Origin of the sequence: Myxococcus llanfairpwllgwyngyllgogerychwyrndrobwllllantysiliogogogochensis (genome assembly GCF_006636215.1) — a bacterium.
GTDB classification, from domain to species: Bacteria; Myxococcota; Myxococcia; order Myxococcales; family Myxococcaceae; genus Myxococcus; species Myxococcus llanfairpwllgwyngyllgogerychwyrndrobwllllantysiliogogogochensis.
In genome coordinates this window covers 55,186-80,022 of record NZ_VIFM01000003.1, presented here as the reverse complement: position 1 = coordinate 80,022, position 24,837 = coordinate 55,186, and the positions used below count along the sequence as shown (strand labels likewise).

The window sequence follows — 24,837 nt, the reverse complement described above, 5'->3', positions numbered from 1 at the left end:
CCCTTCCAGACTACTCGCCACCAAAGTACCGCTTCACCAGGTCGCGGTTGCGCGGCAACAGCGGCTGCGCACCAGGCCCCGCCGTCGCCTCACCCCGCGCGCTCGTTCCTCGCGAGCCCGCCGCACCCGCCGACCCCGTGCCGCGCCGAGGGTCCGCCGCCTCGAGCCCCCAGAGCTCTCCGGCCTCGCCACCCTGTCCCTCCGGAAGCGGCTCGAACGAGAGTCGGTCCGGGTCCATCTCCGCCTCACCGCCGAACACGAGCGGACTCGGCCCTCCGCCCTGTGTCCCCGTACCACGACGAACGCCCCGGCTCGCATGGCCCTCATTGCCTGTCTGCCCCTGTCCCTCGCCCTGCCCCTCGCCCTGTTGCTCGCCGTCCTGCCCCGGTCGCGACGCACCTTCACTCCGCTGGCGCGCGCCCTGCTTCCGACGTGAGCCCGACCGTTGTGAGCTCGCCTGGGCGCCTTGCCCTTCGCGGGGCTCGAAGCGCTGCGAGAGTGACTGCTGTCGACGCTCCAGCGACCGGCGGAGTTCCGAAATCTGGTCCGGAGCGCCCGAGGCCTGGGCGCGGGCCTGGGCCTGCCGCCGCGCCTGGGACTGCGCTTTCGATCCCTCCGAATCCGCGGTGCCCTGCTGTCCCGACTGCGAAGTGCCCTGCTGCCCCGACTGCGAGGTGCCCTGCGTCCCGTTCGGGTCCTCTCCCTGAGGCCCCTGTTGTCCCTCGCCCGAGTGGGCCGATGCCTCACCCGGTCCCTGGGAGTCCTCACCCTCGCCCTCACCTTCCAGGCCCATGAGCGCGCGCTCCAGGGCCTCGCGCTCACGAGACGAGGACTCGGCGCCGCCCGCCGCCCCCAGGGCTTCCTCCAAGTCACGCGCGGCCTCGGAGGCCTGGGCCAGCTCGACGGCGGCCTCGGCGGCGCGCTCGGCGAGTCGCTGCTCCAGTGAATCGGCGGCCTCCCAGTCACCCGAGTCGAAGCGACCCGCGGCCACTTCCTCGGCCAGTCGGCGCAACTCGTCCTCCACGGCCTCGCCCAGAGGTTCCTCCCGGGCCAGGGCCTCCGCCTGGGCCTTCACCGCATCCACCTTCGCGGCGGCGGCGGCATGAGGCGCGCGCGGGCCCTTCGGCGCGGGCAGCGGGAGCAGGAAGCCGACGAGCAGGAACAGCAGCGCGCCCAGGAGGGCCCCCACGGGACGCCGCCACGCCACCACGGGGAGCTTCACGTCGCGCACGAGCTGATTGACGCTGAGCTCCCACTCCCCCATGGGCCGCTCCAGCCGGGTGAGGAGCAGTCCCCCCGCGTTGGCCGAGCGGTCCGCGAGCACGGCTGCATGCTCCAGCGACACGCCCCGCGTCCGTGCGCGGAGGAAACACCACGCCAGTCCCGCGAGGACCAGCGGAGGCAGGGCCCAGACCACCGCGCCCCGCAAGAGCAGCCGAGCAAGCACACACGCCGTGACGGTGGCCCACAGGGGAACGAGGCTGGCCTGTGCCCAGGCGAAGGCGTTGAGGCGCCGCTGCACACGCCGCACCGGGGCGAGCACGAGAGCCTGGAGGCGACGTTCTTCGCTGGCGGCCATGGGGAGGGGCCAGTGTCGGACACTCGGCCGGCCCCCACAAGCCACGCGGAGCGGTAACAACCGGCCAGGTCCCCCGTGAAGGATGACCCGGCCGTGGAAGACAGGGACTACCGGGCGCGGCTCGGGTCCACGGTGAGGCAGGGCTCCATCTCATCCGGGGCGACGAGGAACAGCTCCTCGCGGTTCAGGCTCTGGAGGAAACCCAGGGCGGGGTCGCCAATCTGCCCGCCTCCGTCATAGAGCAGGGCCGTCCAGTCGTTCTGTGACGCGGGAAACACATCCGCGACGCCATTGCGATTGAAGTCCCGGGAGTAGCTCGCGGTCGAGATGTCCTCGTCGCCATTGAAGTCGACGTTGTTGCTCGCGTTGCCGATGACCTGGACCTCGTTGAAGCGCAGCCCGCTGATGCGCGCGCGGTCCGCCTCCCTCGCGGGAGCGACCGGCGCGAAGGCCGCGACCTCGTTGGTGGTCGCTTCGTTGAAGGAAGCAACCCGCACGCGCGAGTAGTCGAGCACATTGGCCACGCCGCCAATGGTGAAGCCGTAGAACTGGTACTCGTAGTTCATGATGCTCAGGTAGTTGGGCTTGTAATTGGCGTCGTCGGTGCCGCCGTGGCGCAGCCCGATGTTGTGCCCCAGCTCGTGCATGATGGTCCCGGCCAGCTCCAGCGCCGTGCTGTCTCCGGCGTAGCCCAGGGTCACCACCAGGTCATGGGCGGGGATGCCGCGGGAGATGCCGCTGGAGTAGTCCCCGTTGTAGTGGTTCGCGATCACCATGTAGTGGAAGAACGGCCCCCGGCTCGCCGCGAAGTACTTGGACTTGAGCTTGTCGAAGTCCTTCCAGACGGGGTTCAGGTCCGGGTCCGCGTCCACCGCGGCGATCTGCTGGTCCACCACCAGGTGCAGCGAGACGCCCGTTGAGCCATCCGGGTTGCTCACCGGCGCGTTGGCAAACGCGCGGACCCATACCCATCCTTTTGCGCTGCACCCATTTACATCACGCCATGCAACACCTCGCTTACGACTCACGGACACGCTTCGATTTATCGCGTCCGACGATGACGAAGAAACCCTGCATTCCTGCATCGCGAAAGCGCCAGGGATTGGACAGGCACGAACCCTCCAGGACACTGCCGCTCCAACGGCGCGCTCAATGGCAGACAAAAGGCCGGGCCCTCGGAAGGAGGACCCGGCCTTGGGATGCGAAGGCTTCCGCGAAACGAGGGACTACGGCATGCGGCTCTCGTTCACGGTCTGGCAGGGCTCCAACGTTTCCGGGGCGTCGAGGAACCGCGCCTCGCGGTTCAGGCTCCGGAGGATGCCCAGCCCGGGGTCACCAATCTGCCCGGCCCCGTCATAGAGCAGGGCCGTCCAGTCGTTCTGCGACGCGGGATACACGTCCGCGACGCCATTGCGATTGAAGTCCCTGGAGTAGGTCGGGGCATCGGTGACGCCATTGCCGTTGAAGTCGGTGTTGTTGCTCGCGTTGCCGACGACCGAGACGTTGTTGAAGCGAAGTCCGCTGATGCGGGCCAGGTCCGCCTCGGTGGTGGGGGCGACAGGCGCGAAGCCCGAGCCCTCGTTGACGGCCAATTCGTTGAAGGAAGCGACCTGCACGCGCGAGTAGTCGAGCACGTTGGCCGCCCCGCCGATGCTGAACCCATAGAACTGGTACTCGTAGTTCATGATGCTCAGGTAGTTGGGCTTGTAGTTGGCGTGGTCGGTGCCACCGTGGCGCAGGCCGATGTTGTGCCCCAGCTCGTGCATGATGGTTCCGGCCTGGTCCAGTGACGAGCCACCTCCGGCGAAGCCCAGGGTCATCACGAGGTCATGGCCGGGGATGCCGCGAGAGATGCCGCTGGAGTTGCCCCCGTCGTAGCGGTTGGCAATCACCATGTAGTGGAAGAACGGCCCCCGGCTCGCCGCGAAGTACTTGGACTTGATCTTGTCGAAGTCCGTCCAGACGGGGTTCAGGTCCAGGTCCGCGTCCGCCGCGGGAATCTGCTGGTCCACCACCAGGTGCAGCGTGATGCCCGTGGAACCGTCCGGGTTGGCGATGGGCGCGTTGGCGAACGCATTGATGACCCGGTTCAGCGTGGCCTGGGTGGGCTGGAGGCCGGGGTAGTAGTCCATCTCCACGAAGACGTCCTTCTTCCGCGCGTTCGCCCCGAGCGCGGCCAGGTCCAACCCTCCGAAACCGAACGACTCCGCGTAGTCGCTGAGCCGGTCACCATCCGTGTCGGTGCTGTTGGGATTGGTGCCCAGCAACGCCTCGACGATGTCGCAGATTCCATCCTTGTCCGTATCCAGGGAGGCGAGCAGGCACCCCACCGGGAGAGGAAGGGGCACGGCCTCCGCGGTCATCTCCTGGGCGGTGCTGTCCGTCTCTTCTCCCTGCACGTCGGCGACACCACATCCGGTCAACCCCAGGAACACCAGGGAGGCTGACACCAGGCTCTTGCGAAGAGGGTTCATACACGTCCTTTGTGCTGCGAGGAATTGCATCGCATCGTGCAACGACTTATTTACGACTTGCGGCATTTTCAGGTTTTAATCTATTTGCTGCTTCTGACAAATCTTTGGAGACGGGAGGCCCCAGGGATTGGAGCAGGGTGAAACGCGGGGGCCACTGCCTGGAATTGAACGAGGGCCGGCCCTCCAGGGAGGATTTACCCTCGGGTCCTCCCGCTGTCGGAATGCGGCACATCGCGCGACGTCCGCGGTGCGGGGGAATGAATGTCGAACCGAGAAACGAATCCGAACGAAGCACGTTCGCCGCGCAAGGACTTCAGCGAGTCCGCGTGCAGGGCTCGCGGAAACCAGGTGGCGGAGCGCACCGCGCGTTCTCGCGCCGCGCCGGAGTTGTTCGGCCCCGCGGACCAGCTCCAGGCTCCCGGCTTCCTCACGGCCTTCGTCCCGCTGGAGCCCCAGCCCGAGCCCTCATGGCGTCCCGGCATGGGCGCCATCCCCTTCGATGGCGGCGCGACGTTCCGCGTGTGGGCGCCTCATGCGCAGCGCGTGCAGGTGGTGGGTGACTTCAGTCACTGGCACGCGGTGGAGCTGGCGCGCGAGCCCTCCGGCAACTTCTCCCGTGACATCCTTGGCGCGGGCAACGGCCAGCAATACCAGTTCATCATCCAGGGCCGCTACGGCGACTGGCGCTGGCGCAATGACCCGCGCGCCGCGGACGTCACGAACTCCACGGGCAACAGCGTCATCCTGGACCATCGCGACTTCGTCTGGCGCTACGACGGCCTCTTCCGGATGCCGGACTTTCGCGAGGCCGTCATCTACGAGCTGCACATCGGCACGTTCAATGACTCGGCCGGGTGGGGACCGGGGCATTGGCTGAGCGCCATCGACAAGCTCGACTACCTTCGCGAGCTGGGCGTCAACGTGGTGGAGTTGATGCCCTCGGCCGAGTTCGCGGGGGACTTCTCCTGGGGCTACAACCCCACCTTCCCCTTCGCGCCGGAGAGCTCCTACGGCACGCCCAACGACTTGAAGCGCTTCGTGGACGAGGCGCACCGGCGAGGCATCGGCGTCATCATGGACGTCGTCTACAACCACCTGGGGCCCAGTGATTTGCCGCACTGGGACTTCGATGGCGAGACGTTCGGACGGGGTGGCGTGTACTTCTACGCGGACTGGCGCGCGAGCACGCCGTGGGGCGACACGCGTCCGGACTACGGCCGCTCCGAGGTGCGCGACTACCTGCGCGACAACGCACTGATGTGGCTGCGCGAGTACCACATGGATGGCCTGCGGCTGGATGCGACGAAGGAGATTCGCACCGCCAGCGGCGTGGACAATCCGGCGGGCTGGGAGCTGTTGCGCTCCATCACCGAGGCGGTGAAGCGCGAGTTCCCGTGGAAGCTGCTCATCGCGGAGGACATGGCGTCGGACCCCGCCGTCACGCATTCCCAGGGCGCGGGCTTCGACGCGCAGTGGGACGCGGCCTTCGTGCACCCGGTGCGCGCCGCGCTCACCGCGCCCTTCGACGAGGGGCGCGACCTGAACGCCGTCCGCGACGCGCTGTACTTCCGCTACAACGGCCAGGCCTCCCAGCGCGTCATCTTCACGGAGAGCCACGATGAAGTGGCCAACGGCCGCAGCCGGCTGCCCACGGAGGTGTCGCCCTACAACCCGGGGGACATGCTCGCGAAGAAGAAGGCGCTGCTCGGCGCGGTGCTGACCTTGACGGCGCCGGGCATTCCGATGCTCTTCATGGGACAGGAGTTCCTGGAGGACGGGCACTTCGACGACGGAGACCCACTCGACTGGAACAAGGCGGGCTGGTTCGGCGGCATCCTCCAGGCGCACCGGGACCTCATCCAACTGCGCCGCAACTGGCATGACACCAGCGCGGGCCTGCGCGGCGAACACGTCCACGTGTTCCACCTGAACCACGAGGACAAGGTGATGGCGTTCCACCGCTGGGAGCACGGCGGCGCGGGCGACGACGTCATCGTCGTGGTGAACCTGGGACACCGGACCTTCACGGGGTACGAGCTCGGCCTTCCCACGGATGGCCTCTGGCGGGTGCGGTTCAACGGAGACTGGCGGGGCTACTCACCGGACTTCGGCGACACCTCCGTGCACGACGTCTGGGGCGATTGGGGCGGACGGGACGGACTGCCCGCGCGCGGCGCGCTCTCCCTGGGGGCCTACAGCGCGGTCATCCTCTCGAGGAATCGCTGGTAGCGTCCCCGCCGAATGCTGCTCGCGCGACCGCCCGACCTCGCTCCCCGTGCCCCGTGGCCGGACATGCCCCTGGTGGTGTGGCCGGCCGCGCTCGCCATGTGGGGCCCGGGTGACGCGTCGTCCAGGCACGCCCACCACGCGATGCACCTGCTGCTCCGTCGCGAGGGCACCCTGACCTTTCGCGCGGGCACGACGAAGGTGGACTCCCGCGCGGCGGGGGTGCTCGTGGGCCCGGACGTGCCCCACGCCATCGACGCGACGGGGGGCGAGGTCATCCTCCTGTTCGTCGAACCGGAGAGCCAGGACGGCGAGCGGCTGCGCGCCTCGCTCGATTCCCCCGCGCGACTCTTCGACGAAGCGGCACGTGACGCCCTGCTCGCCCGGCTGCCGCGCAAGGGCCCCATCGCGCACGAGGCCATTGGCCCGTGGATGGAGGCCACGCTGGAGGCCCTGGCCGGTCCCACGGAGGTCCCCGCACCGCGCATGCACCCGCGCGTGCGCAAGCTCCTGCGGCACCTGCGCGCGGAGCCCGCTCCCGAGGACACCTCCCTGGAGGCCCTCTCCGAGGTCGCCGGCCTGTCCTCCGGTCGCCTGATGCACGCCTTCACGGAGTCCACGGGCGTTCCCCTGCGCCCCTATCTGCTCTGGCTGCGACTGCAGCGAGCAGCGGGCGCCCTCGCCTCGGGCCGCACCGCGGGAGAGGCCGCGCACGCCGCGGGCTTCTCCGACGCGGCCCACCTGACGCGCACCTTCCGCCGCATGTTCGGCACCACGCCCTCGTTCCTTCAACGTCGCAGCCAGTTCGTTCAAGCGAAGGCCCGCCCCACCGACGCATCTTGAGCATCGACCCGCCGGACCAGTCTCCGGCTCGCTGCCCTCGAGGTGCCTCGCCATGTCCTTCGCCTTGATACTCATCTCCACCTTCCTGTTGCTCCACCTGCCTCCGCTGCGCCGCCTCCCTTCGCTCTCCACGCCCACCCGTCGTGCCGCCGTGGCCGCGGGGCTCTTCTTCATCGGCGCCGGCGTCATGCACTTCGTCGTGCCCGCCCAGTACGACGCGATGATTCCGCCGCAGCTCCCCTCGCCGCGCTTCTGGACGCTGCTGTCCGGCGTGTTCGAGGTCGCGGGCGGCGTGGGCATGCTGATTCCCCGGACGCGGAAGCTCGCGGCCCTGGGGCTCATCGCGCTGCTGCTCGCCGTCCTCCCCGCCAACATCCACGAGGCGGCGTCGAACCAGGGCTCCCACGTGCTGCCCTTCCCGGACTGGTACTTCTGGCTGCGCATCCCCTTCCAGCTCATCTACCTTGCGTGGGTGGCATGGGCCGGTGGACTGTGGCCGCTCGGAAGCCGTGCGAGCCGACCTGTCACTGGTTAGGCTGGCGCCCCATGCACTTCCGTCATCTTGGTCGCAGCGGTCTGGCCGTCAGTGAGATTTCCTTCGGCAACTGGCTCACGCACGGCTCCCAGGTGGAAGAGGACGCCGCGCTGGCGTGCGTGAAGGCGGCGCAGGACGTCGGCATCACCACCTTCGACACGGCCGACGTCTACGCCGGCACCCGCGCGGAGTCCGTGCTCGGCCGAGCCCTGAAGGGTCAGCGCCGCGCCGGCTATGAGCTGTTCACCAAGGTGTTCTGGCCCACCGGGCCCGGAAAGAACGACTGGGGCCTGTCGCGCAAGCACATCATGGAGTCCATCGATGGCTCCTTGAGCCGCCTCCAGACGGACTACGTGGACCTGTACCAGGCCCACCGCTTCGACACTGCGACGCCGCTGGAGGAGACGATGGTCGCCTTCGCGGACATCGTCCGTCAGGGCAAGGCCCACTACATCGGCGTCTCCGAGTGGACCGCCGACCAGATTCGCCAGGGCGCCGCGCTCGCCCGCGAGCTGCGCATCCCCTTCGTCTCCAGCCAGCCCCAGTACTCCATGCTCTGGCGCGTCATCGAGGAGAAGGTCATCCCCGCGTCCCTCGAGGAAGGCCTGGGACAGATTGTCTGGTCTCCCCTGGCCATGGGCGTGCTCACCGGAAAGTACCTCCCCGGCCAGCCTCCTCCGGCCGGCAGCCGCGCCACCGACCCCACCGGGTCGCGCTTCATCGCCCGCTTCATGAAGGACGACGTGCTCAACCGCGTGCAGCAACTGCGTCCCCTGGCCCAGCAGGCGGGACTCACCATGGCGCAGCTCGCCGTCGCGTGGGTGCTCCAGAACAAGGGCGTCTCCTCCGCCATCATCGGCGCCTCGCGGCCCGAGCAGGTCCACGACACGGTGAAGGCCTCGGGCGTGAAGTTGGAGGCGGAGCTGATGCGCCGCATCGACGAGGTGCTCGGCCCCGTCGTCGAGCGCAACCCGGCCCTCACCGAAGTGCCCGACCGGAAAATCTGAAGCAGGGCTGTCAGGCATCAACCCAGCTCTGTCCCCTCTCCGACACTTGAGAGGGGATGGAGTTGAAGGCGACAACCCCAGACATGGCCTAATCCCTCCCCAGGCGCGCCCGTGTGGGACGCCCTGGACGCAATCACAGCCACACGTGACGGGGGATACATGAAGAAGACTCTGTTGATGGGACTCCTGGGCGCGCTCATCGGCATCGGAACCTCCATGGTGTCAGGGACCGCGGCGGCCTCGGAGGATTCGCTCGTGCCGTGCTGCTCTGACTGTGATGCCGGCTATGACAGGTGCATGGCCAACTGTCAGGGCGAAGACTGCGATCTCTCCTGCTTCAGCAGGTGGAGGCCTTGCTACAACGTCTGCTACCACGCCTGCTAGGTGAGGTCGTCATGATGTCGGAGGGCGCGGGCACGAAAGCCCGCGCTCTTTGATTCAAGGACCTCCGCCGCCGCCCTATACTCGTCCCAGGTCCTTCACCTGGAGGTGGCGTGTGCGCTGGTTCGTGGTCACCGCAGTGCTGTTCGCGTCGAGTGCGTCCGCCCAGTCTCCTGAATGCAAGTCGGCGAAGAAGGAGTTCGCGGAGCGCGAGGAGCAGCTCACCACCTTGAAGAAGGCGCGCAAGGACATGCGCGACGTGCTGGTGACCGCCAAGAAGGGGCGCGCACACAGCCGCGCCCTGGACTCACTGGAGAAGGCGGATGACGCCCTGGAGGACGCCGTCAAGCGGGCGACGGCGGAGCAGCTCCAGCGCGACAAGCTGACCCGGGAAATCTGCAAGTAGCCGTCGCGCTGTCCAGGCGGCGTGAGGGCCTCACGCCGTCTCTCACGTTCTCAAGTTCCTGATGTTTCAGGGCTACAGCTCCGCCCCTCTTGGGATTCAGCGGGGATTGAAGCATGGTCCTCGCCATGAATCGGCAAGAGTCCGCGATGTTCGTCGGGGTGGCGGTGCTGTGGGTCCCCTTGCTGCTGGGCGTGTTCATCGGGACGTGGCTCAGGAAGCACGTACATCCCAAGGTGATGGCGCACTCGGAGCTGCTCAGCAGGACGGCGAACTCCAGCGTCACCCGGCTGTCGAACATCGTGTTCGTCATCTTCTGGGTGGGAGTGACGCTGGCCTGCAGCGGCATGATGGCCCCGAGGACTCTCACGTGGCTCCAGTCAGTGGGAGGGCTGCCCTTCGTGCCCACGCTCGAGCTGCTGCGAGGGGTCTCCCTGTTCGCGGCCTTCATGATTGGCTACACCGTCGGGGCCATGCCCCGGGGAGACTCCGCTCGGCAGCCCTCACAGGCGCACGGCAACGCGCCAGGGACGACCGCGTCCGGTCCCAGCAACGGCCAGCACGTCAACAAGTACCCCAGCATGCGGGTGCTCGCCATCATCGGAGGCACGATTGCCGTCGGACTGGGCGTGGGCGCGCTGAGCACGGGGCTCAAGAAGGGTGGCTTCCTGACGACCTCGGACGTGGGCGGGCTCCCCGAGCTGGCACGCATCCAGGAGCAACTGAGGCCGCTCGAGGCCTGCTCGCTCAGCTACATGAAGCGGGACCGGCGAGGCTCACGCAACTACCCGACCACGGTCTGGCTCAGGACCTGTACGCACAACGAGTACTTCTCCGTCATGATCACCGTCCCTGGGACCTGGGCGAGCCGGGGCGTCGGTTTCGAGATGGAGCGCGGTTCCAGCTCGGAGCCCTGGGAAATCCTGGTCGAGAAGAACGATGTGCCCTTCCCCGACCTCAAGGAGGCGCTCGAGCACTTCGCGCCCATCATCGCCGCGCAGTATCCGGAGGAGCTCCGAAAGCGACGCACGAGTTCGGATGAGATGGACCGCCACCTGGAGGAACGCTCGCGGCTGGAGAAGGAGCGCAAGGAGCGCGCGAAGACCTCCTATCCGGAGTGAGTTCGCTCACTGGCGTGGACTCCTCCAACCCCGCTTCTCCAGCACGCGCACGTTGGGGACATCCGCGAGCGTGGCCAGGTAGTCTGACAGCGCCAGCAGTTCGATATCGTCCACCTGCCCCTCGAAGGGCCGCACGTAGATGGCATTTCCGTAGTTGTGCAGACACTTCGCGGGGGTGTCGTCGACGATGAGCACCCGCTCCAGTCGGAAGCCCCTGCGCTTCAGCTTGTGGAGCTTCTTCGCATATTCGTAATGCGAGGACGGGTCCATGAAGCCCTCCTCCAACACGCGCGCGCGGTCCACGCTGAAGGTGCACCGGCTGCGGCCCCAGACCAGCTCGGGGCGGAGCTCCGGCGGGAAGAGGTGATGGACGATGGCCGCGACGTAGTCGTCCGCCGCGGAGGACCAGACGGCGAGGCGGAACCGGGCCGCGCACTCGGCGAGAAACCGCGCCACGTGGGGCCGCACGTAGACGTGGAAGCCGAACACACGGAAGTCCGCCGCGCGCTCCAGCGGGGCCTCGCGGGCATGAATCAGCGTCTCGTCCAGGTCCAGCACCAGGAGCAGCTTGTCCGGGTCCATGCGGGTCACCACTCGTCGCGCTGCGGGATGCGCCACATCGCCAGTAGACACATGCCAGGGACGCCTCCGCGCCTCCAGTGCTGACTCTTCCACTCATGCCCTGTTGGAACGCGCACACCCCGCCGTGAGGCCGGGCGGCACGCCGCGCCCCAGGGCTAAGTGCTGTCGGGTTCATCCCTCTCATCCGCCCCCTGAGGAGCCCCATGCACCTGCGCGTCTTGTTGACGACCCTGGCCTGCGCCACCGTCCTGTCCCTCGCCGGACCCGCCCGAGCCCAGGACGCCACGGAGAGTCCCCCGTCCGAGCCTGGCGTGTCACAGTTCGACCCGGCCTTCCCCGGCCAGACGCGCGCGCCCGCCGTGCAGACGCAGACGCCCTATCAAGTCACTGAAATCGCCTCCGGCTTCAATTACCCCTGGGCCGTCGCCTTCCTGCCGGACCGGCGCATGCTCGTGACGGAGAAGCCCACCGGGAAGCTCTTCATCGTCACACCCCAGGGCGTGAAGTCCGCGCCCGTCGCGGGCCTGCCTCCCGTGGACGGCCGCGAGCAGGGCGGCCTGCTCGACGTGGAGGTCGACCCCGACTTCGCCACGAACAGCCTCATCTACTGGACCTATTACGAGCCACGCGAGAACGGCAACGGGCTCGCGGTGGGACGCGGGAAGCTCAAGGACGGCCCCCAGCCGCGCATCGAGGCACTGCGAATCATCTTCCGCATGAAGCCCACCCTGGACTCGCTGTGGCACGCGGGAGGCCGCCTCGTCTTCGCTCCCGACGGCACCCTCTTCGTCACCCTGGGCGAGCGCTCCATCCTCACCGGCCGCGTCCAGGCCCGACAGCTCAACAGCCACTTCGGCAAGATTGTCCGCATCCACACCGATGGCACCGTGCCGGCCAACAACCCCTTCGTGAACAACCCCGCGGCGCGTCCGGAAATCTACTCACGCGGCCACCGCAACGTCCTCGCCGCAGCGCTCGACGGCCAGGGCCGCCTCTGGGAAGTGGAGATGGGACCGCTGGGCGGCGACGAGCTCAACCTCGTCGAGCCGGGCAAGGACTACGGCTGGCCCACCATCGGCTACGGCAAGGAGTACTCCGGCGCGCCCATCCACGAGAGCTCCCAGGGCCCGGGCATGGAGCAACCCGTCTACTACTGGGACCCGGTGATTTCCCCCTCGGGGTTGACCATCTATTCCGGGAACCTCTTCCCCGAATGGAGGGGCAACTTCTTCATCGGCGGGCTGTCCAGCCACGCCCTGGTGCGGCTCGTCCTGCGCAATGACCGCGTCGTGGGCGAGGAGCGCCTCAAGCCCGCGGGGAACAACCGGGTCCGCGACGTCGTCCAAGGTCCCGACGGCGCGCTCTACCTGCTCACCGACGCGCCAAACGGCCGGCTGCTCAAGGTGACGCCCCGCACGGCGCCGCCGCTCTAACAAGGCCTCCCGCGAAGGGACGTGGAACCGGAGGCGACGGCCAGGCGACAAATGTGTTTCCAGCCGTTGCCAGACGGCCCAGGAAGCGGACAAACCGGCCGATCCATTTGACTTTCAGGGCGGACGGAACAACAGATGGGCGCGCGAGTTGGCAACCGGGTTACTGACACCCGTCACCCACTTCCCCCCAGGCTTCCCTTCATGACGCTCTCCCTCCTCCTGGCCCAGACAGGGCAACCCGAGCTCGGCTGGCTCAGCAGCAAGCTGCTCGGTGTCACGCTCACCTCCGCCGAGTGGGTCCTCTGGATTCTGGTCGTCCTCTCCGTGCTCTCCATCGCCATCATGCTGGAGCGCACGGTGTACTTCGCCCGCAACCGCCTCCCGGACTCGGAGGCCCTGGCGGTCCGGCTGGCGCGCGGCGACTTCGAGGCGGCGCGCAAGGCCGTGGAGGGCAAGACGGGCATGGAGGCCGCCATCATCCGCGAGGCGCTCGCCTCCGCCTCGCAGGGCGCGGACACCGTGGAGCAGGTGATTGCGTCCACCATGTCCCGCGAGCGCCCCCAGTACGAGCGCTTCCTGTCCTTCCTGGGCACGCTGGGCAACAACGCCCCGTTCATCGGCCTGTTCGGCACGGTGCTCGGCATCATCAAGGCGTTCCACGATTTGGGCTCCGCCAACGTGAAGGGCGCGGCGATTCAGCAGACCGTCATGGCCGGCATCTCCGAGGCGCTCGTCGCCACCGCCGTGGGTCTGGCCGTCGCGATTCCCGCCGTCGTCGCCTTCAACATCTTCAACCGTCAGCTCAAGACGCTCACCAGCCGCGCCAACGCCCTGGGCTACGCGCTGGTGGGCAGCATGCGCGCCGAGGGCCGCACGCCCGACGCGGCCACTCGCACGGCGGAGGGCCGCTAGCCCATGGCCGGAGGCGCGCAGCAAGACGACGAGGAAATCACCGGCATCAACGTCACCCCGCTGGTGGACATCGTGCTGGTGCTGCTCATCATCTTCATGGTGACGGCCAACTTCATCGTCCGCGAGACGGTGGAGGTGGACCTGCCCCGCGCGGCCAATGGTGGCGAGACGGTGCAGGGGCTCGTCAACGTGGTGCTCGACAAGGAGGGCAAGCTCTACTTCGACGGCGCCGCGGTGAGCGAGGCGGACTTGAGGGCGAAGGTCGCCGAGGCCATCGCCAAGGACAAGGACACCCGCGCCATCATCAGCGCCGACCAGAGCATCGCGTATGGACAGGTGATGCGGCTCATCGACACGGTGAAGGGCCAGGGCATCGCCAAGTTCGCGCTCAACATCGAGAAGGACGTGGCCCCCGCGGCCGCGCCCGCCACACCCTGACGCAAGGCCCAGCGCATGAGCCAGGCGGTCGTCGACTCCCCTCCCCCGATGTTCCCCCGCCGTGAGCGCTCGCTCTGGGTGGTGGGCATCTTCCTGCTCACCTCGCTGGTGCTGCACGGCGTGGGCTTCTGGTACCTCAACCGCATCGCCGAGCGCCCGCGCCCCGTCGCCCAGCGCCCGGTGGAGCTCGTCATGGTGGAGGTCCAGAAGCCGCCTCCTCCGCCTCCTCCCGAGGAGAAGAAGGAAGAGCCCAAGCCGCCTCCGCCCAAGCCCAAGGCGGTGAAGCCCCCGCCCATCAAGGTGGCCGAGGTGCCCAAGCCCCAGCCGCCTCCGCCGGAGCAATTGCCGCCTCCGCCCAACGAGCCGCCGCCCACGCCGCAGGCCAAGCCGCCGCCGCTCGTGGTGGGCATGACGATGTCCTCCACCACCAGCGCGGGCTCGTTCGCCGCGCCCGTGGGCAACACCGCCTACGGCAAGGCGGACGGCGTCGCGAAGGACCCCAAGGACGTGAAGGGCTACTCCGCGCCCAAGTACACGCCCATCTACCAGGTGGACTCCGAGCCCACCGTGGCCTCCGAGGTGAAGGTCCCCTATCCGGAAGAGGCCCGTCGCGCTGGCATCGAAGGCACGGTGACGCTGTCCATCACCATCGACAACGAGGGCCGCGTCGTCGCCGCCAAGGTGCTCTCCGGCCCCGGCTACGGCCTCAATGAAGCCGCGCGCGATGCCATCAAACGCTTCCGCTTCAAGCCCGCCATCAAGGGCGGCGAGGCGGTCTCCACGGAGATGAAGTACTCGTACACGTTCCTGCTGGACTGAAGCACGCCGGGGCCCCACCTCCCTGCTGGAGGGACGGGGCCCGCGCGGGCCTCACTGCGAGCGCAGCGCCCGGCGCATGATGTCGCGCAGCGAGCGCAGGTCATCATCCGACAGCGCGGCGATGAGCTCCGGCGGTTCCGCCAGTCGCTCCAGGAGCCGCTCGCGCAGCGCCACACCCGAGTCCGTCAGCACCAGCATCTTCACCCGCCGGTCCTGCTCGCTGCTGCGCCGCTCCACCAGGCCCCGCGCCTCCATGCGGTCCACCAGGCCGGTGACATTGGACGCGTCACACGACAGGTAGTTGGCCAGCGTGCTCATCGCCAGCGGGCCCTCGCCCAGCTGACGCACCACGTGCGCCTGCACCGGGGACAGCTCGAACTCGGCCGCCAGCGCCGGGAAGTTCCGCATGTGGGCGTGCATCAGCTCGAACAGCAGCGTCCACGCCTGCTTGGGCAGGTCCCCCTCCAGGGCCTCCGGCCCGGAGTTCGGCGGCTTGCCCCGTCGCTCCAGATTCTCGCTGCTTCCACTCATACCGCTCATGGTAATTCACCCCCATTACCTAAACAATTGACTTCATCAAATATTGAGGGTTACTACATTCCGGAGCTTCCAAAATCGAACGACATGGCCTATGTGGGGCCCGACCCGAAACAGGACCGTGGAAGAAGCCATGCGGCGGCGGATGACCTTCATAAGAGCCGGTTCGGCCCTTCGCGCTGAATTCCTGTCGTTCATGACGCGCTCGGGCAGAACGCCCGGAACGCGGACCCAAGACACACCCCCGTAGTGAATCCATCTAGGACCATTGGGGTTCGCGCCGGCGCGGACCCCACGAGGAGGCAGAGGCGGTTATGAGCTCACTTCTGGCGTTGACCCTGGCGGCCACCCTGGCCGCGGCACCGCCCCCCGTGCTGACCCTGGAAGACGCACTCATCCAGGCGCGAAAAGAGAACCTGGACCTGAAGGCGGCGCAGGCGCGGCTGCGTCAGGCGGACACGGCGTCCCGCAAGGCGTGGGCGGGCTATCTGCCCACCATCACCGTGGGCGCGGCCATCGTCCGAAACTCCAATGCCGCCGTCATTCCCCCAGGCCCCCTGGGTCCCGAGCCCGTGGTCATCCAGCCCCTGGTGCAGCGGCAGTTCCAGGCGGAGCTGCGCCAGGCCATCATCGCGCCCCAGCTGTGGGCGGGCATCCAGGCGGCCTACAAGAGCGAGACGGTCGCCGCGCTCAACGTGGAGCAGGCGCGCCGGGAAATCCTCTTCGGCGTGGCGCAGGCGTACTACGGCGCCGCCGCGCAGGCCCAGGCCGTGACGGTGCAGGAGCGGCTGGTGGAGCTCAACGGCGCTCGCTCGAAGGACACCAAGGTCCGCTTCGACGCCGGCACGGTGACGCGCGTCGCGCTCCTGCGCGCCGAGCAGGATTTGTCCCGCGCCGAGCAGGACCTCATCCGCGCCCGCAACGCGCTGGCGTCCGCGAAGCTGGTGCTGACCACGCTGCTGGCGTTGGACAGCCCGGACTTCGAGGTGGCCCCGCCGCCGGAGCCGCAGGTGCCGGTGAAGACGGAGTCGGAAGTCCTCGTGGAGCGCTCGCTGGAGCAGCGCGCGGACGTGGCCGCGGCCCGTGAGACGACGGAGCTGGCGCGCATCAACAAGCGCGGCGTGTGGTTCAGCTACCTGCCCACCGTGGGCCTCACCGGCACCTGGCGCATCGCCAACGCCGCGGGCTTCGCGGGCCGGGCGGACGTGTGGCTCATCACCCTCGGCGCCAACTGGACGCTGTGGGATGGCGGTCTGCGCGAGGCCAACCTCGCGGACACCTCCGCGAAAATCGTCGAGGCCCAGGCCAACGCCCGCAAGGCGGAGCTGACGGCGCGCGAGGAAGTGAAGCGCTCGCAGTTGGATTTGGAGAGCGCCCTGGCCAACCGCCTCAAGGCGGAGCAGACGGTGGAGCTGGCGCGGGAGTCCCAGCGCCTCACCGACGTCTCCTTCAAGGCCGGCGTGGCCACGTACCTGGAAGTCGCGGACGCGAACACCGCGCTGACCAACGCCGAAATCGGCCTGGTGAGCGAGCGCCTCCAGGCTTCGGTCGCCGCCCTGCGCCTCTTGCGCTCGGTGGGTGCGTTCGAGGCTCGCCCGCTCGACTCCGACCTGAAGGACGAGAACGCGGTGCCGCCCACGGTGCAGCCGCTGCCCGGCGCGACGGAGCAGAACCCCGCGCAGATGCAGCAGCCGGAGCAGTCGCAGCCGGAGCAGCCGCAGCCCGCGCCGCAGCCGTAGAGACTCACCCGTCCGGCGCCTGAACTCCAGGCGCCGGACCGACCGCCTCCCGGGGCGGTGGCGCGTCCCCGCTTGTGAGGCTTCGCCACCGACCCCACCCTCGGAAGGAAGACAGCAGCACCCCTTTTTCCGAGGAGGTCATCATGGCGGAAGGACAGTGGGGCAACTGCAAGAGTTGTCGCTACTTCGCCAGCGGTAATGCGAACCCCAGTGACAACGAGACGCAGCGCTGCATGCAGGCGGACCTGCGTGCGTACGACCTGAAGGTCTCTGGCGCCAGCGGCTGCAATGCGTTCGAGGCCCGCACCGGCGTCGGACCCCAGCAGCGGCAGGAGCCCGCCCAGCCGGCGCACTGACACCGGCAAGCGGTTCCCGTCGAGACTTCGTGGAGCACAAGACTCCACGAAGCAAGACGGCCACGGCCCGTCGGGCCGTCTTCCCTCTCAACACCCTTTGACACCCGCTCCGTGAGAGCGAGCAAATCCTGCTCGTTGGCGAGCAGGTGACGCATGGAATGCTTTGGGGCCGCCTGGAGTCTGCCCTTGGAAGCGCCGTGCGAAGGCGTCAGCGCGACATGGTAGGAGCCTGCCGGGCCATTCACGAAGGCCCCCGTTTGGATTCCCCCATGAAAAGACTCCTGCTGCCGTTGTTGATGACAAGCATGGCCTGTACCCAGTCCACTCCTTCCGCCCCCGTCGAGACGGCCCAGCGCCGTGATGCCGTCCTGACCGACGCCCAGATTGGGAATGCCTGGAAGGACCCACCCCTGCCGTACCGGACCGTCTCCTTCACCTTCGATGACGGTCCGGATGACAATCCGGAGGCCAGCTTCAATACCAGTTGGCAGATCGCGAACTACCTGCAGCAGCAGGGGATTCGCGCGACCTTCTTCATCAACGGGTGCCGCATCGACGCGGGTTGTCCGCGGTTCGACGGCGACCTGGGCAACACCACCTATCTGTCCCAGATTGTCGAGATGGGCCACCGGGTGGCCAACCACACGTATGACCACGAGGCGCTCACCAACCCTTCGCTGGGGGCCGCGGGGCAGATCGCCGAGCTGAAAGTCAACCAGGCCATCCTGGACCCCTACATCACGGATGGCATGTTTCTCTTCCGGGCCCCGGGCGACAACTGGGGGCAGTCCCCCACCGGTGGAGTCCACGCGTGCGACGGCTCCTCCTCGATCGCGAACAACGTCCGGAGCGACCCCGCGCTGTCCAAGATGAGTGGCCCTTTCTGTTTCGACTGGGACGCCCACGATTGGGCTTGCACGAATGACGATTTGACGCCGGAGGCCTGCGCGGACCTCTACGTCGCCAAGAGCCTCGAGCTGGATCCTGCTGGGGACAGGACGGTGAACGGGCTCGAGCGAGGCATCATCCAGATGCATGACTTCAATCCCACGGGGGACATCGCTGGGACGGACTGGGCCTACCGCTTCGTGGTGTCCCTGGTCGGAAAGCTCAAGGCCGTGTCTGGCGCCCCGTACGTCTTCGTCCCGCTCGACGCGCATCCCGGCGTCCGGGGAATGTTCAGCTTTCCCGCTCCGACCCAATGGACCACGACCTACCTGTCCGACTGGGAGACGTGGAACAGCGACGTTGGCTACTACGGGACGGTCCGGCTGGGTGACATCAATGGCGACGGCAAGGCGGACGTGTGCGGGCGTGGCTCCGGGGGGATTCGGTGCGCGCTGTCGCTCGCGGACGGCTCCATGGACACCGCGACCAACTGGCTGAGCCTGGTGGCCGACACGGATGGCTACAAGCCGGCCCAGTACAGCACGACGTTCCAGTTGGCGGACATCGACCATGATGGCAACGCCGATGCTTGCATCCGTGCCGTGGTTGGCTACCTGTGCTTCAAGTCGAACGGAACGACGGCGTTCGCGACGTCAGCCTGGAACGCGGCTGAGTTCTCCAATGCGAACGGGTGGAATGCCTCGGAGGCGCTCTATGGCTCGATCCGGCTCGGGAACGTCGACGGGGACATCGATGGCTATGCCGACATCTGTGGCCGGAACGCGGCGGGTGAAATCGTGTGCAGCCTCTTCAATGGGACGACCTTCGAGGCCGCGACGTCCTGGAGCTCGGACTTCACGGCCCCGTCGTGGGCCCTGGCGAAGCACGCCACGACGTTCCAGTTGGCGGACCTGGACAACGACGGCAAGGCGGACATCTGCGCGCGTGGGGCGGACGGCATGTGGTGTGGACTGTCCGAGGGCGTCGCCACGGGCTTCGCGACGGCGTCGCGCTGGACGCAGATGTCCTTCGATGACGCCCAGGGATGGGGAACCCTGCCGTCGCGCTACAAGTCCATCAAGCTCGGCGACGTCGATGGAGACGGCAAGGCGGACGTCTGCGGCCGGCACTCGACGGGGCTGGTCTGTTCTTTCTCGACGGGGACCTCCTTCAGGAACTACCGCTACGTCACCAACATGCACTTCGCTGACTCCGGAGGGTGGTCCGCCGACGAGTACGGCTCGACGCTCGCCCTGGGAGACATCAATGGCGATGGCCGGGCGGACCTCTGTGCTCGCGCGAGCACGGGGTTGACCTGCACCCTGGCCCCCATGCTCCTGGCCACCTACAACACGACGCGACAGACCGGGCTGTGCTCGACGGCGCAGGCCTCCTGCGACTCGGGGATGTTCTATGAGGGCCGGGGGACGGTGTATCCGGAGGCCCAGCAGCCCAACACGCTGCAGGGCACTTGCGCGGATGGCACCGCGGTCACCACCGTGGGCACGGACGTCACGGGCGGCTACCTCAAGGATGGCTCGGTCGAACGCGTCCGGGTGATGACGCTCGACAAGACGCCGTTCGCCTCGGGGAAGACGGTGCGCGTGGAGGTCAGCGCCTTTGCCTCGGGCACCGGGGAGCAGTTGGAGATCTTCACCGCGGCCAACGCCGCCAGCCCGACGTGGGTGAGCCTGGGCGCGACCACCCTGTCGAGCGCGGGGTATGCGTGGGTGACGCGAACCTACACCCTGCCCTCGGGCGCGCAGCAGGCGGTGCGAGCCGTCCTCCGCTCCACCAGCCTCTCGGGTGCATGCCCCGGTGGCGGCTTCACGGACGTGGATGACCTCGCCTTCACGGTGCAGTGACGTGAACGACTGACCTACCAGAAGCGCCTGGGGCCGGAGTTCATCCCAGTCCCGGGTGCCGTTGGGAGGTGTGCCCTTCAGGCCGTGACTTCCGCAGGCTCCAACCGGCCCAACCCTGGCAGGAAGCGCCCCACCCGCGCCGCGTACTCGCGATACGCCGGGCCGTGCAGCCGCGCGAGGTGCTCCTCCTCCAGCCTTGCTTGAAGAGACACGAGTAGCACGTAGTCGGCGCACGCCATCCACGTCCACGCGCTCGGCGTCACGCAGGCCATCCCCACCACGACCCACAGCATGCCCGCGAAGATGGGATTGCGGACGACGGAGAACAGGCCGTCCGTCACCAGCGCCGTGGGCTCCCGGTCGATGCCAATGCGCCAGGACGCGCCCATCTGCACCTGGGCCACCAGCACGACGACGAGCCCCGCGAGCAGCACCGCCCAGCCCAGCCACCGGACGGCGTCCGGCACCGGCCACACACCGAGCCGCTCCGAGCCCAGCGCCGCGTACAACGCGCTCCAGGCCGTCAGGCCGAGGATGAACAGGCCCATGCACACGCCGATGACGCGCTGGAAGGGATTGGCGCGGCGGTGCAGCACGAAGGCAGCCTGGCCCGTGCGGCGGCGCAGCCGCGCGGTGGGCAGCACCATGGCGAAGAGGAGGAAGGCGACGGCGCTGGCGGGCAGCGCGAGGCGGTGGAGGGTTTCGGCGTCCATGAGAGGTCCTCGACGAAGGGGGCGAGCACCCGCCCGCCCCTGACGCCAGGGCTGACGCCCGGACTCCTCGCCGCATTACACCGGCTTTTGTCGGGCCTCTTCGGTGACTCGGGGACGCCCCGGCTCGCAGGCGCAGTCCACGCAGCCGTGGGTGCAGCAGGTGCCGCACAATTCGATGAGCCGACGGCCCAGGGCCTGCCGGGCGCGGTGCAGGCGGACGGCGGCGTTGTTCGCGGTGAGCCCTTCCTCGCGGGCGAACGTCGAGACGGGCGTGCCCTCCAGGTCCACGCGGCGGATGGCGGCCGAGTACTCCGGCTTGAGCGTGTCCGTCAGCCCCGCCACGCACGCGCACACGGAGGACTCCAGCGCCTCGGCGTCCTCGGTGGAGCGGGGAGCCTCCGCGTCCTCGACGGCCAGGGCGCGCTCTTCCCTGCGGGCGCGGCGGTGGCGGTCCACCAGGACGTTGCGCAGCAGCCGGTAGAACCAGGCCACCGCGCTCTCCTCGTCGCGCAGCCCCTCGCCCTTCTCCAGCCCCTTCACCAAGGCGAGCTGGAGGACCTCCTCGGCTTCCTCCGGGCTGCCCACGCGTGGAGCCAGGAACGCGAGGAAGCGGCGCCGCTGGGCGACGAGGGTCTCCATGACGCGCGCGTCCAGGCTCATGCGGGCTTCAGCCTACCGCCTCGCGAGCGAGCGTCACGGCGGGCAGTTCGTCCTCGGTGGTCGTCGTCCGAGGCTGACGGAAGTAGATGCGCTCCATCAGGCGGCGCTGGTGCACCAGCGGCTTGTCGTACCGGTCCAGGCGCATGCCCCTGTGGCTGTAGGGCGTGTCCGCGACGGTGGGGATGAAGCGCGCGTCGTCGACGACCTCCCAGCGGGTGAGCTCCATGGCCACTCGGGCCGCCACCGGCAGGAAGGGCTTGAGCAGCGGCTGCACGCAGCGCAGGAAGGAGAAGACATGCAGGCGCGTCGTCTTCGCCGTCTCCGGGACAAAGAAGATGTTGGCGCGGGTGATGAATGGACGCTGCTTTCCGGAGGGCGCCTCCCAGCTCACGGTGTACTGGCTGTGCACCGGGTCGAAGCGCGTCACCCACTCGTTGCGGAACAGGTCGCCGTCGCGCACGCCCAGAAGCTTCATGAGCGGCGCGGGCCGCTGGGGGGCGCGATAGAAAACCTCCGTGTGGTCCTCGAGGTTGTGCGCCTTGAACTCCACCTGGCCCGCGTGAGGGTCATCCCAGCCCAGGCGGGTGTGGACGTAGGGCGTGTGCTCGTCCTCGCTGAAGTTGTCGAGCGCGACATGCAGCGGCGCCTCGAAGAGCACGGAGAAGCTGCCGCCGAAGAGGTAACCGTCGTTGGCGGGCAGCTCCGGCAGCGAGGACAGCGGGGTGTCGCGATGGGCCAGCCACAGGTAGCCCCGGTGCTCCACCACCTGGAAGCTCTTCACGTCGCAGTGCCGCAGCTCCGGCTGACTGGGATTGGCGCCCTGTCCCTGCGCGTCGAAGCGCCAGCCATGGTACGGGCACTGGAGCCGACCATCCGCGCGCACGCGGCCCTTGGACAAAGGCGCGAAGCGGTGGGGACACGCATCCGCGAGCGCGGCGGGACGCCCTTCAGCGTCCCGGAAGAGGGCATAGGCACGACCGGCCACCTCCACTCGCATGGGTTTCTTACGGAGCGCGGTGGCTGGGAGCACGGGATGGAAATGACGGAGGACGTCGGGCAGTGGCTCCATACTTTCCAAGTATAGCGAGCGACTCAGGACAGGGGAGGAAGGCGCTCCAGCAACCGTCGCAAGTCGGGCTGAAGCTCATCCGGTGTTTCACCGGCCAGTTCCTCCACGGGGTGAGTGCCCCAGGTGACACCGTAGGTGCGCAGTCCGGCCGCCTTGCCTGCACGCAGGTCCAGGGTGGTGTCACCCACCATCCACAATCCGCCCGTCTCCAGCGCGGCGAGGGCGCGGTGGAGCACATCGGGTGCGGGTTTGTGCGGAAAGTCATCCGTGCCCTGCACATGGTGGAGCACGGAGCCCAGGCCCATGGCGTCCACGAAGCGGCGGGCCATGGGGCTCTTCTTGGTGGTGGCCACGGCCAGCAGGTAGCCGCGCTCGCGCAGCGTGCCGAGGGCCTCCAGCACACCGGGATAGGGGCGCGAGCGGTTCATGTAGTTGAGGGGGTAGTGCTCGCGATAGGTGGCGCACAGCGCGGGCACGTGCTGGGGCGCGAACTCCGCGTACATCAAGTCGAGCGGGTAGCCGATGAGCGCGCGCACCTGGGCGTAGGTGGGGGCGGTGAGGCCATGCACGGGGAAGGCTTGCAGGAAGCTGTCGATGATATCCGGCAGCGAGTCCACCAGCGTGCCGTCGAGGTCGAAGAGGATTCCACGGGAGTCAGCGCGGCTCATGCGCTCCTGCATACGTGGTTCGTGCGCGCGCGGCACCTGTTCCCGACGTGGCCCTCGCGGGCACCCGGCCTGGGAAGCGGACGGGTGCCCGGGAGGGAGGCCGTCACCGCCCCGAGCGTCCGCCGATCTCCGGGAAGCGCTCGTAGGCACTCAGGAGGGCATTGAGGTGGGCTGGGTCGTCGAGGTCGAGCGGCGCATCCGTCAACCCGACCACCCATCCTCCCGTCGTGGTACGCCGCGCCCGCGAGAGCAGCGCCGCGTCGCGCATCGGGTCTGGAAAACCGATGGCCTGTGCGGCGGCGGCCGACCAGTAGCTCAGCCAGCCCAGCCGATGCGGAATCTCCGGTGAGCGAAGGTCCTTGGGCAGCTTGAGCGCTGGGAGCCCGCGTGGCGGTGGCTGCGGATTGGCCGCCCAGTTCTTGGTCTGGCGCGCGATCTCCACCCCCGCGCGGAACGGCGTCACATGTCCCCAGAACGCGCGAGCGGCCTCCGCGACCGCCGCCAACATCTCCGCGGCCTCCGCGATGCTGGCGCCATTCAGTGGCAGTGCGGCATGAACCTCGAACAGCGGGTGCCCTGCCGGCCCGAAGTCCTTCGGTAGCTCCAGGCCGTAGAGCGTCACGAGGTCGCTCTCACCGCCACCGTTGCAGACGAGCGGAAAGCCCGGTGAGTCCGACCTCCCCTGGGCAATCCACGCGTCGCGCTCTGGCAGTGACACGGGGTTTCCCTCGTCGGAGATCGTCCACTCCAGGCGCAGACCAGGAGACGTGCGCTCCATGGCGCGGACAACAGCCAGAGGGCGGTCATCACCGCGCATGAGGGCGGGGCCGTAGACGATGATGCCGAGGTCGTTGCGTTGCTTGGCCGTCATCTCTCTCAGCACCATTCCATGACGACGATGATGCCCTCAAGTTCTGGCGCTTCGACCTCCAGGGCATCTTTGTGCTCGGCGCTTCGCACGCCGACCCGGAAATCGAATCCGCAGGACAGAGCGAGAGCACGCTCTCGCCGCAGCTCCGCCACCTGTTTTCCAGGCACAATCCTCTGGAGGTAGACCGAGAACGTGTCGAAGTTGTCGGTCTTCACCTCCCACAACACACGCTCGCCGGCTTGAAGGGCGTCGAAGCGCTTCCCGTTGACGAGCACATCCGAACCGGGGAATCCATTCCGAGGAACCCTGTCGGCGCACCGGTTGTGCAGGGCATCGCCGCCCAGGTGCGGCACGGGCCGGGGGGTGCAATCAGGGCGGCGCTCTTGCTCCAGGGAAACAGGGGGCATCGTGGGAGGGCCGTCCTGTCCTGATGACTCGGGCTTCGGGCTTCGCTCCACCACGGGTTCCTTCAGCGAAGAACCTGTCTGGAACACAGGCTTTGCTTGCTCAGAATGGCCTCGTCGCAACTCGTAGGCATCCAGGGCTTCCTTGATGACGACAGCCACCACCACTGCACCGGTAATGATGACCGCGCCGACAACAATCTCCGGTGCCGCCAGGATGCAGATTCCGATTCCCACAACAACTGCACCCGTGGAGGCCATGGCGCACCTTCCCGTGGGGTCTTGAAAACGAATCCTCTCGCGGTCGAGCACGT

The 24,837-nt window shown here is 68.1% G+C and carries 25 protein-coding genes; 14 read left to right on the top strand and 11 right to left on the bottom strand.

Features of this window, described 5'->3' with window-relative positions; genetic code table 11:
- Window positions 1–10: 10 nt before the first annotated feature.
- The 3 genes from FJV41_RS01330 to FJV41_RS01320 all read right to left on the bottom strand — a co-directional run bounded on the left by FJV41_RS01330 (window position 11) and on the right by FJV41_RS01320 (window position 4,053).
- The gene (locus FJV41_RS01330) at window positions 11–1,579 is read right to left on the bottom strand and encodes a hypothetical protein (protein ID WP_141640539.1); all 1,569 of its coding nucleotides are present in this window, start codon (window positions 1,577–1,579) and stop codon (window positions 11–13) included.
- Between the two features lie 107 nt (window positions 1,580–1,686).
- Window positions 1,687–2,517 (bottom strand): zinc metalloprotease, encoded by an 831-nt coding sequence (locus FJV41_RS01325; protein ID WP_246136929.1) that lies wholly within the window; start codon window positions 2,515–2,517, stop codon window positions 1,687–1,689.
- A 288-nt stretch (window positions 2,518–2,805) separates the two neighbouring features.
- Window positions 2,806–4,053 carry a hypothetical protein gene (locus tag FJV41_RS01320; RefSeq protein WP_141640538.1) on the bottom strand — a complete coding sequence of 416 codons (1,248 nt, stop codon included), beginning with the start codon at window positions 4,051–4,053 and terminating at the stop codon, window positions 2,806–2,808.
- Between the two features lie 261 nt (window positions 4,054–4,314).
- Between FJV41_RS01320 and FJV41_RS01315 the strand changes: the two genes are divergently transcribed.
- From FJV41_RS01315 to FJV41_RS01285, 7 genes are all read left to right on the top strand, one after another.
- Window positions 4,315–6,282 (top strand): alpha-amylase family glycosyl hydrolase, encoded by a 1,968-nt coding sequence (locus FJV41_RS01315; protein WP_141640537.1) that lies wholly within the window; start codon window positions 4,315–4,317, stop codon window positions 6,280–6,282.
- A gap of 63 nt (window positions 6,283–6,345) precedes the next feature.
- Window positions 6,346–7,122, top strand: coding sequence for a helix-turn-helix domain-containing protein (locus FJV41_RS01310; protein WP_246136928.1), 777 nt, complete (start codon window positions 6,346–6,348; stop codon window positions 7,120–7,122).
- Window positions 7,123–7,174: 52 nt separating this feature from the next.
- Entirely contained in the window at window positions 7,175–7,657 is a 483-nt protein-coding gene (locus tag FJV41_RS01305; RefSeq protein ID WP_141640535.1) for a DoxX family protein, read from the top strand.
- An 11-nt stretch (window positions 7,658–7,668) separates the two neighbouring features.
- Window positions 7,669–8,664, top strand: coding sequence for an aldo/keto reductase family protein (locus tag FJV41_RS01300; protein WP_141640534.1), 996 nt, complete (start codon window positions 7,669–7,671; stop codon window positions 8,662–8,664).
- A gap of 159 nt (window positions 8,665–8,823) precedes the next feature.
- Complete coding sequence (locus tag FJV41_RS01295) at window positions 8,824–9,048, top strand: hypothetical protein (protein ID WP_141640533.1); 225 nt, start codon at window positions 8,824–8,826, stop codon at window positions 9,046–9,048.
- 112 nt (window positions 9,049–9,160) lie between these two features.
- Window positions 9,161–9,451 carry a hypothetical protein gene (locus FJV41_RS01290; protein WP_141640532.1) on the top strand — a complete coding sequence of 97 codons (291 nt, stop codon included), beginning with the start codon at window positions 9,161–9,163 and terminating at the stop codon, window positions 9,449–9,451.
- Between the two features lie 125 nt (window positions 9,452–9,576).
- Window positions 9,577–10,569 carry a hypothetical protein gene (locus FJV41_RS01285; protein WP_141640531.1) on the top strand — a complete coding sequence of 331 codons (993 nt, stop codon included), beginning with the start codon at window positions 9,577–9,579 and terminating at the stop codon, window positions 10,567–10,569.
- A gap of 6 nt (window positions 10,570–10,575) precedes the next feature.
- On the opposite strand, the gene FJV41_RS01280 is transcribed toward FJV41_RS01285, so the two are convergent.
- On the bottom strand, window positions 10,576–11,151 hold the full coding sequence (locus FJV41_RS01280) for an NIF family HAD-type phosphatase (protein ID WP_181790314.1): 576 nt from the start codon (window positions 11,149–11,151) through the stop codon (window positions 10,576–10,578).
- Between the two features lie 203 nt (window positions 11,152–11,354).
- On the opposite strand from FJV41_RS01280, the gene FJV41_RS01275 reads away from it, so the two are divergent.
- From FJV41_RS01275 to FJV41_RS01260, 4 genes are all read left to right on the top strand, one after another.
- Window positions 11,355–12,584: a PQQ-dependent sugar dehydrogenase gene (locus tag FJV41_RS01275; RefSeq protein WP_141640530.1), complete on the top strand. Its 1,230-nt coding sequence runs from the start codon at window positions 11,355–11,357 to the stop codon at window positions 12,582–12,584.
- A gap of 201 nt (window positions 12,585–12,785) precedes the next feature.
- Window positions 12,786–13,496 (top strand): MotA/TolQ/ExbB proton channel family protein, encoded by a 711-nt coding sequence (locus FJV41_RS01270; protein ID WP_141640529.1) that lies wholly within the window; start codon window positions 12,786–12,788, stop codon window positions 13,494–13,496.
- A gap of 3 nt (window positions 13,497–13,499) precedes the next feature.
- Window positions 13,500–13,934 carry an ExbD/TolR family protein gene (locus FJV41_RS01265; protein ID WP_141640528.1) on the top strand — a complete coding sequence of 145 codons (435 nt, stop codon included), beginning with the start codon at window positions 13,500–13,502 and terminating at the stop codon, window positions 13,932–13,934.
- Window positions 13,935–13,949: 15 nt separating this feature from the next.
- Window positions 13,950–14,753, top strand: coding sequence for an energy transducer TonB (locus tag FJV41_RS01260; protein WP_141640527.1), 804 nt, complete (start codon window positions 13,950–13,952; stop codon window positions 14,751–14,753).
- Between the two features lie 51 nt (window positions 14,754–14,804).
- Here the strand turns inward: FJV41_RS01260 and FJV41_RS01255 are convergent, their stop codons facing one another.
- Window positions 14,805–15,293, bottom strand: coding sequence for a MarR family winged helix-turn-helix transcriptional regulator (locus FJV41_RS01255; RefSeq protein WP_141640526.1), 489 nt, complete (start codon window positions 15,291–15,293; stop codon window positions 14,805–14,807).
- 311 nt (window positions 15,294–15,604) lie between these two features.
- Here FJV41_RS01255 and FJV41_RS01250 point away from each other — a divergent pair, with 311 nt between their 5' ends.
- The 3 genes from FJV41_RS01250 (at window position 15,605) to FJV41_RS01240 (ending at window position 20,138) form a co-directional block, all read left to right on the top strand.
- Window positions 15,605–17,029, top strand: coding sequence for a TolC family protein (locus tag FJV41_RS01250; protein ID WP_141640525.1), 1,425 nt, complete (start codon window positions 15,605–15,607; stop codon window positions 17,027–17,029).
- A gap of 143 nt (window positions 17,030–17,172) precedes the next feature.
- Entirely contained in the window at window positions 17,173–17,385 is a 213-nt protein-coding gene (locus FJV41_RS01245) for a hypothetical protein (RefSeq protein WP_141640524.1), read from the top strand.
- A 269-nt stretch (window positions 17,386–17,654) separates the two neighbouring features.
- Window positions 17,655–20,138, top strand: a complete 2,484-nt coding sequence (locus FJV41_RS01240; protein WP_181790313.1) for an FG-GAP-like repeat-containing protein — start codon at window positions 17,655–17,657, stop codon at window positions 20,136–20,138.
- A 77-nt stretch (window positions 20,139–20,215) separates the two neighbouring features.
- Here the strand turns inward: FJV41_RS01240 and FJV41_RS01235 are convergent, their stop codons facing one another.
- The 6 genes from FJV41_RS01235 to FJV41_RS01210 form a co-directional block, all read right to left on the bottom strand.
- Window positions 20,216–20,851, bottom strand: a complete 636-nt coding sequence (locus tag FJV41_RS01235; RefSeq protein ID WP_141640522.1) for a methyltransferase family protein — start codon at window positions 20,849–20,851, stop codon at window positions 20,216–20,218.
- Between the two features lie 75 nt (window positions 20,852–20,926).
- Window positions 20,927–21,511 (bottom strand): RNA polymerase sigma factor, encoded by a 585-nt coding sequence (locus FJV41_RS01230; RefSeq protein ID WP_141640521.1) that lies wholly within the window; start codon window positions 21,509–21,511, stop codon window positions 20,927–20,929.
- A 7-nt stretch (window positions 21,512–21,518) separates the two neighbouring features.
- On the bottom strand, window positions 21,519–22,580 hold the full coding sequence (locus tag FJV41_RS01225; protein ID WP_141640520.1) for a Rieske 2Fe-2S domain-containing protein: 1,062 nt from the start codon (window positions 22,578–22,580) through the stop codon (window positions 21,519–21,521).
- Window positions 22,581–22,603: 23 nt separating this feature from the next.
- On the bottom strand, window positions 22,604–23,248 hold the full coding sequence (locus tag FJV41_RS01220) for an HAD family hydrolase (RefSeq protein ID WP_141640519.1): 645 nt from the start codon (window positions 23,246–23,248) through the stop codon (window positions 22,604–22,606).
- Window positions 23,249–23,351: 103 nt separating this feature from the next.
- Window positions 23,352–24,119, bottom strand: coding sequence for a DUF5953 family protein (locus FJV41_RS01215; RefSeq protein ID WP_141640518.1), 768 nt, complete (start codon window positions 24,117–24,119; stop codon window positions 23,352–23,354).
- A 5-nt stretch (window positions 24,120–24,124) separates the two neighbouring features.
- On the bottom strand, window positions 24,125–24,784 hold the full coding sequence (locus FJV41_RS01210) for a DUF6310 domain-containing protein (RefSeq protein WP_306440851.1): 660 nt from the start codon (window positions 24,782–24,784) through the stop codon (window positions 24,125–24,127).
- Between the last annotated feature and the right edge of the window lie 53 nt (window positions 24,785–24,837).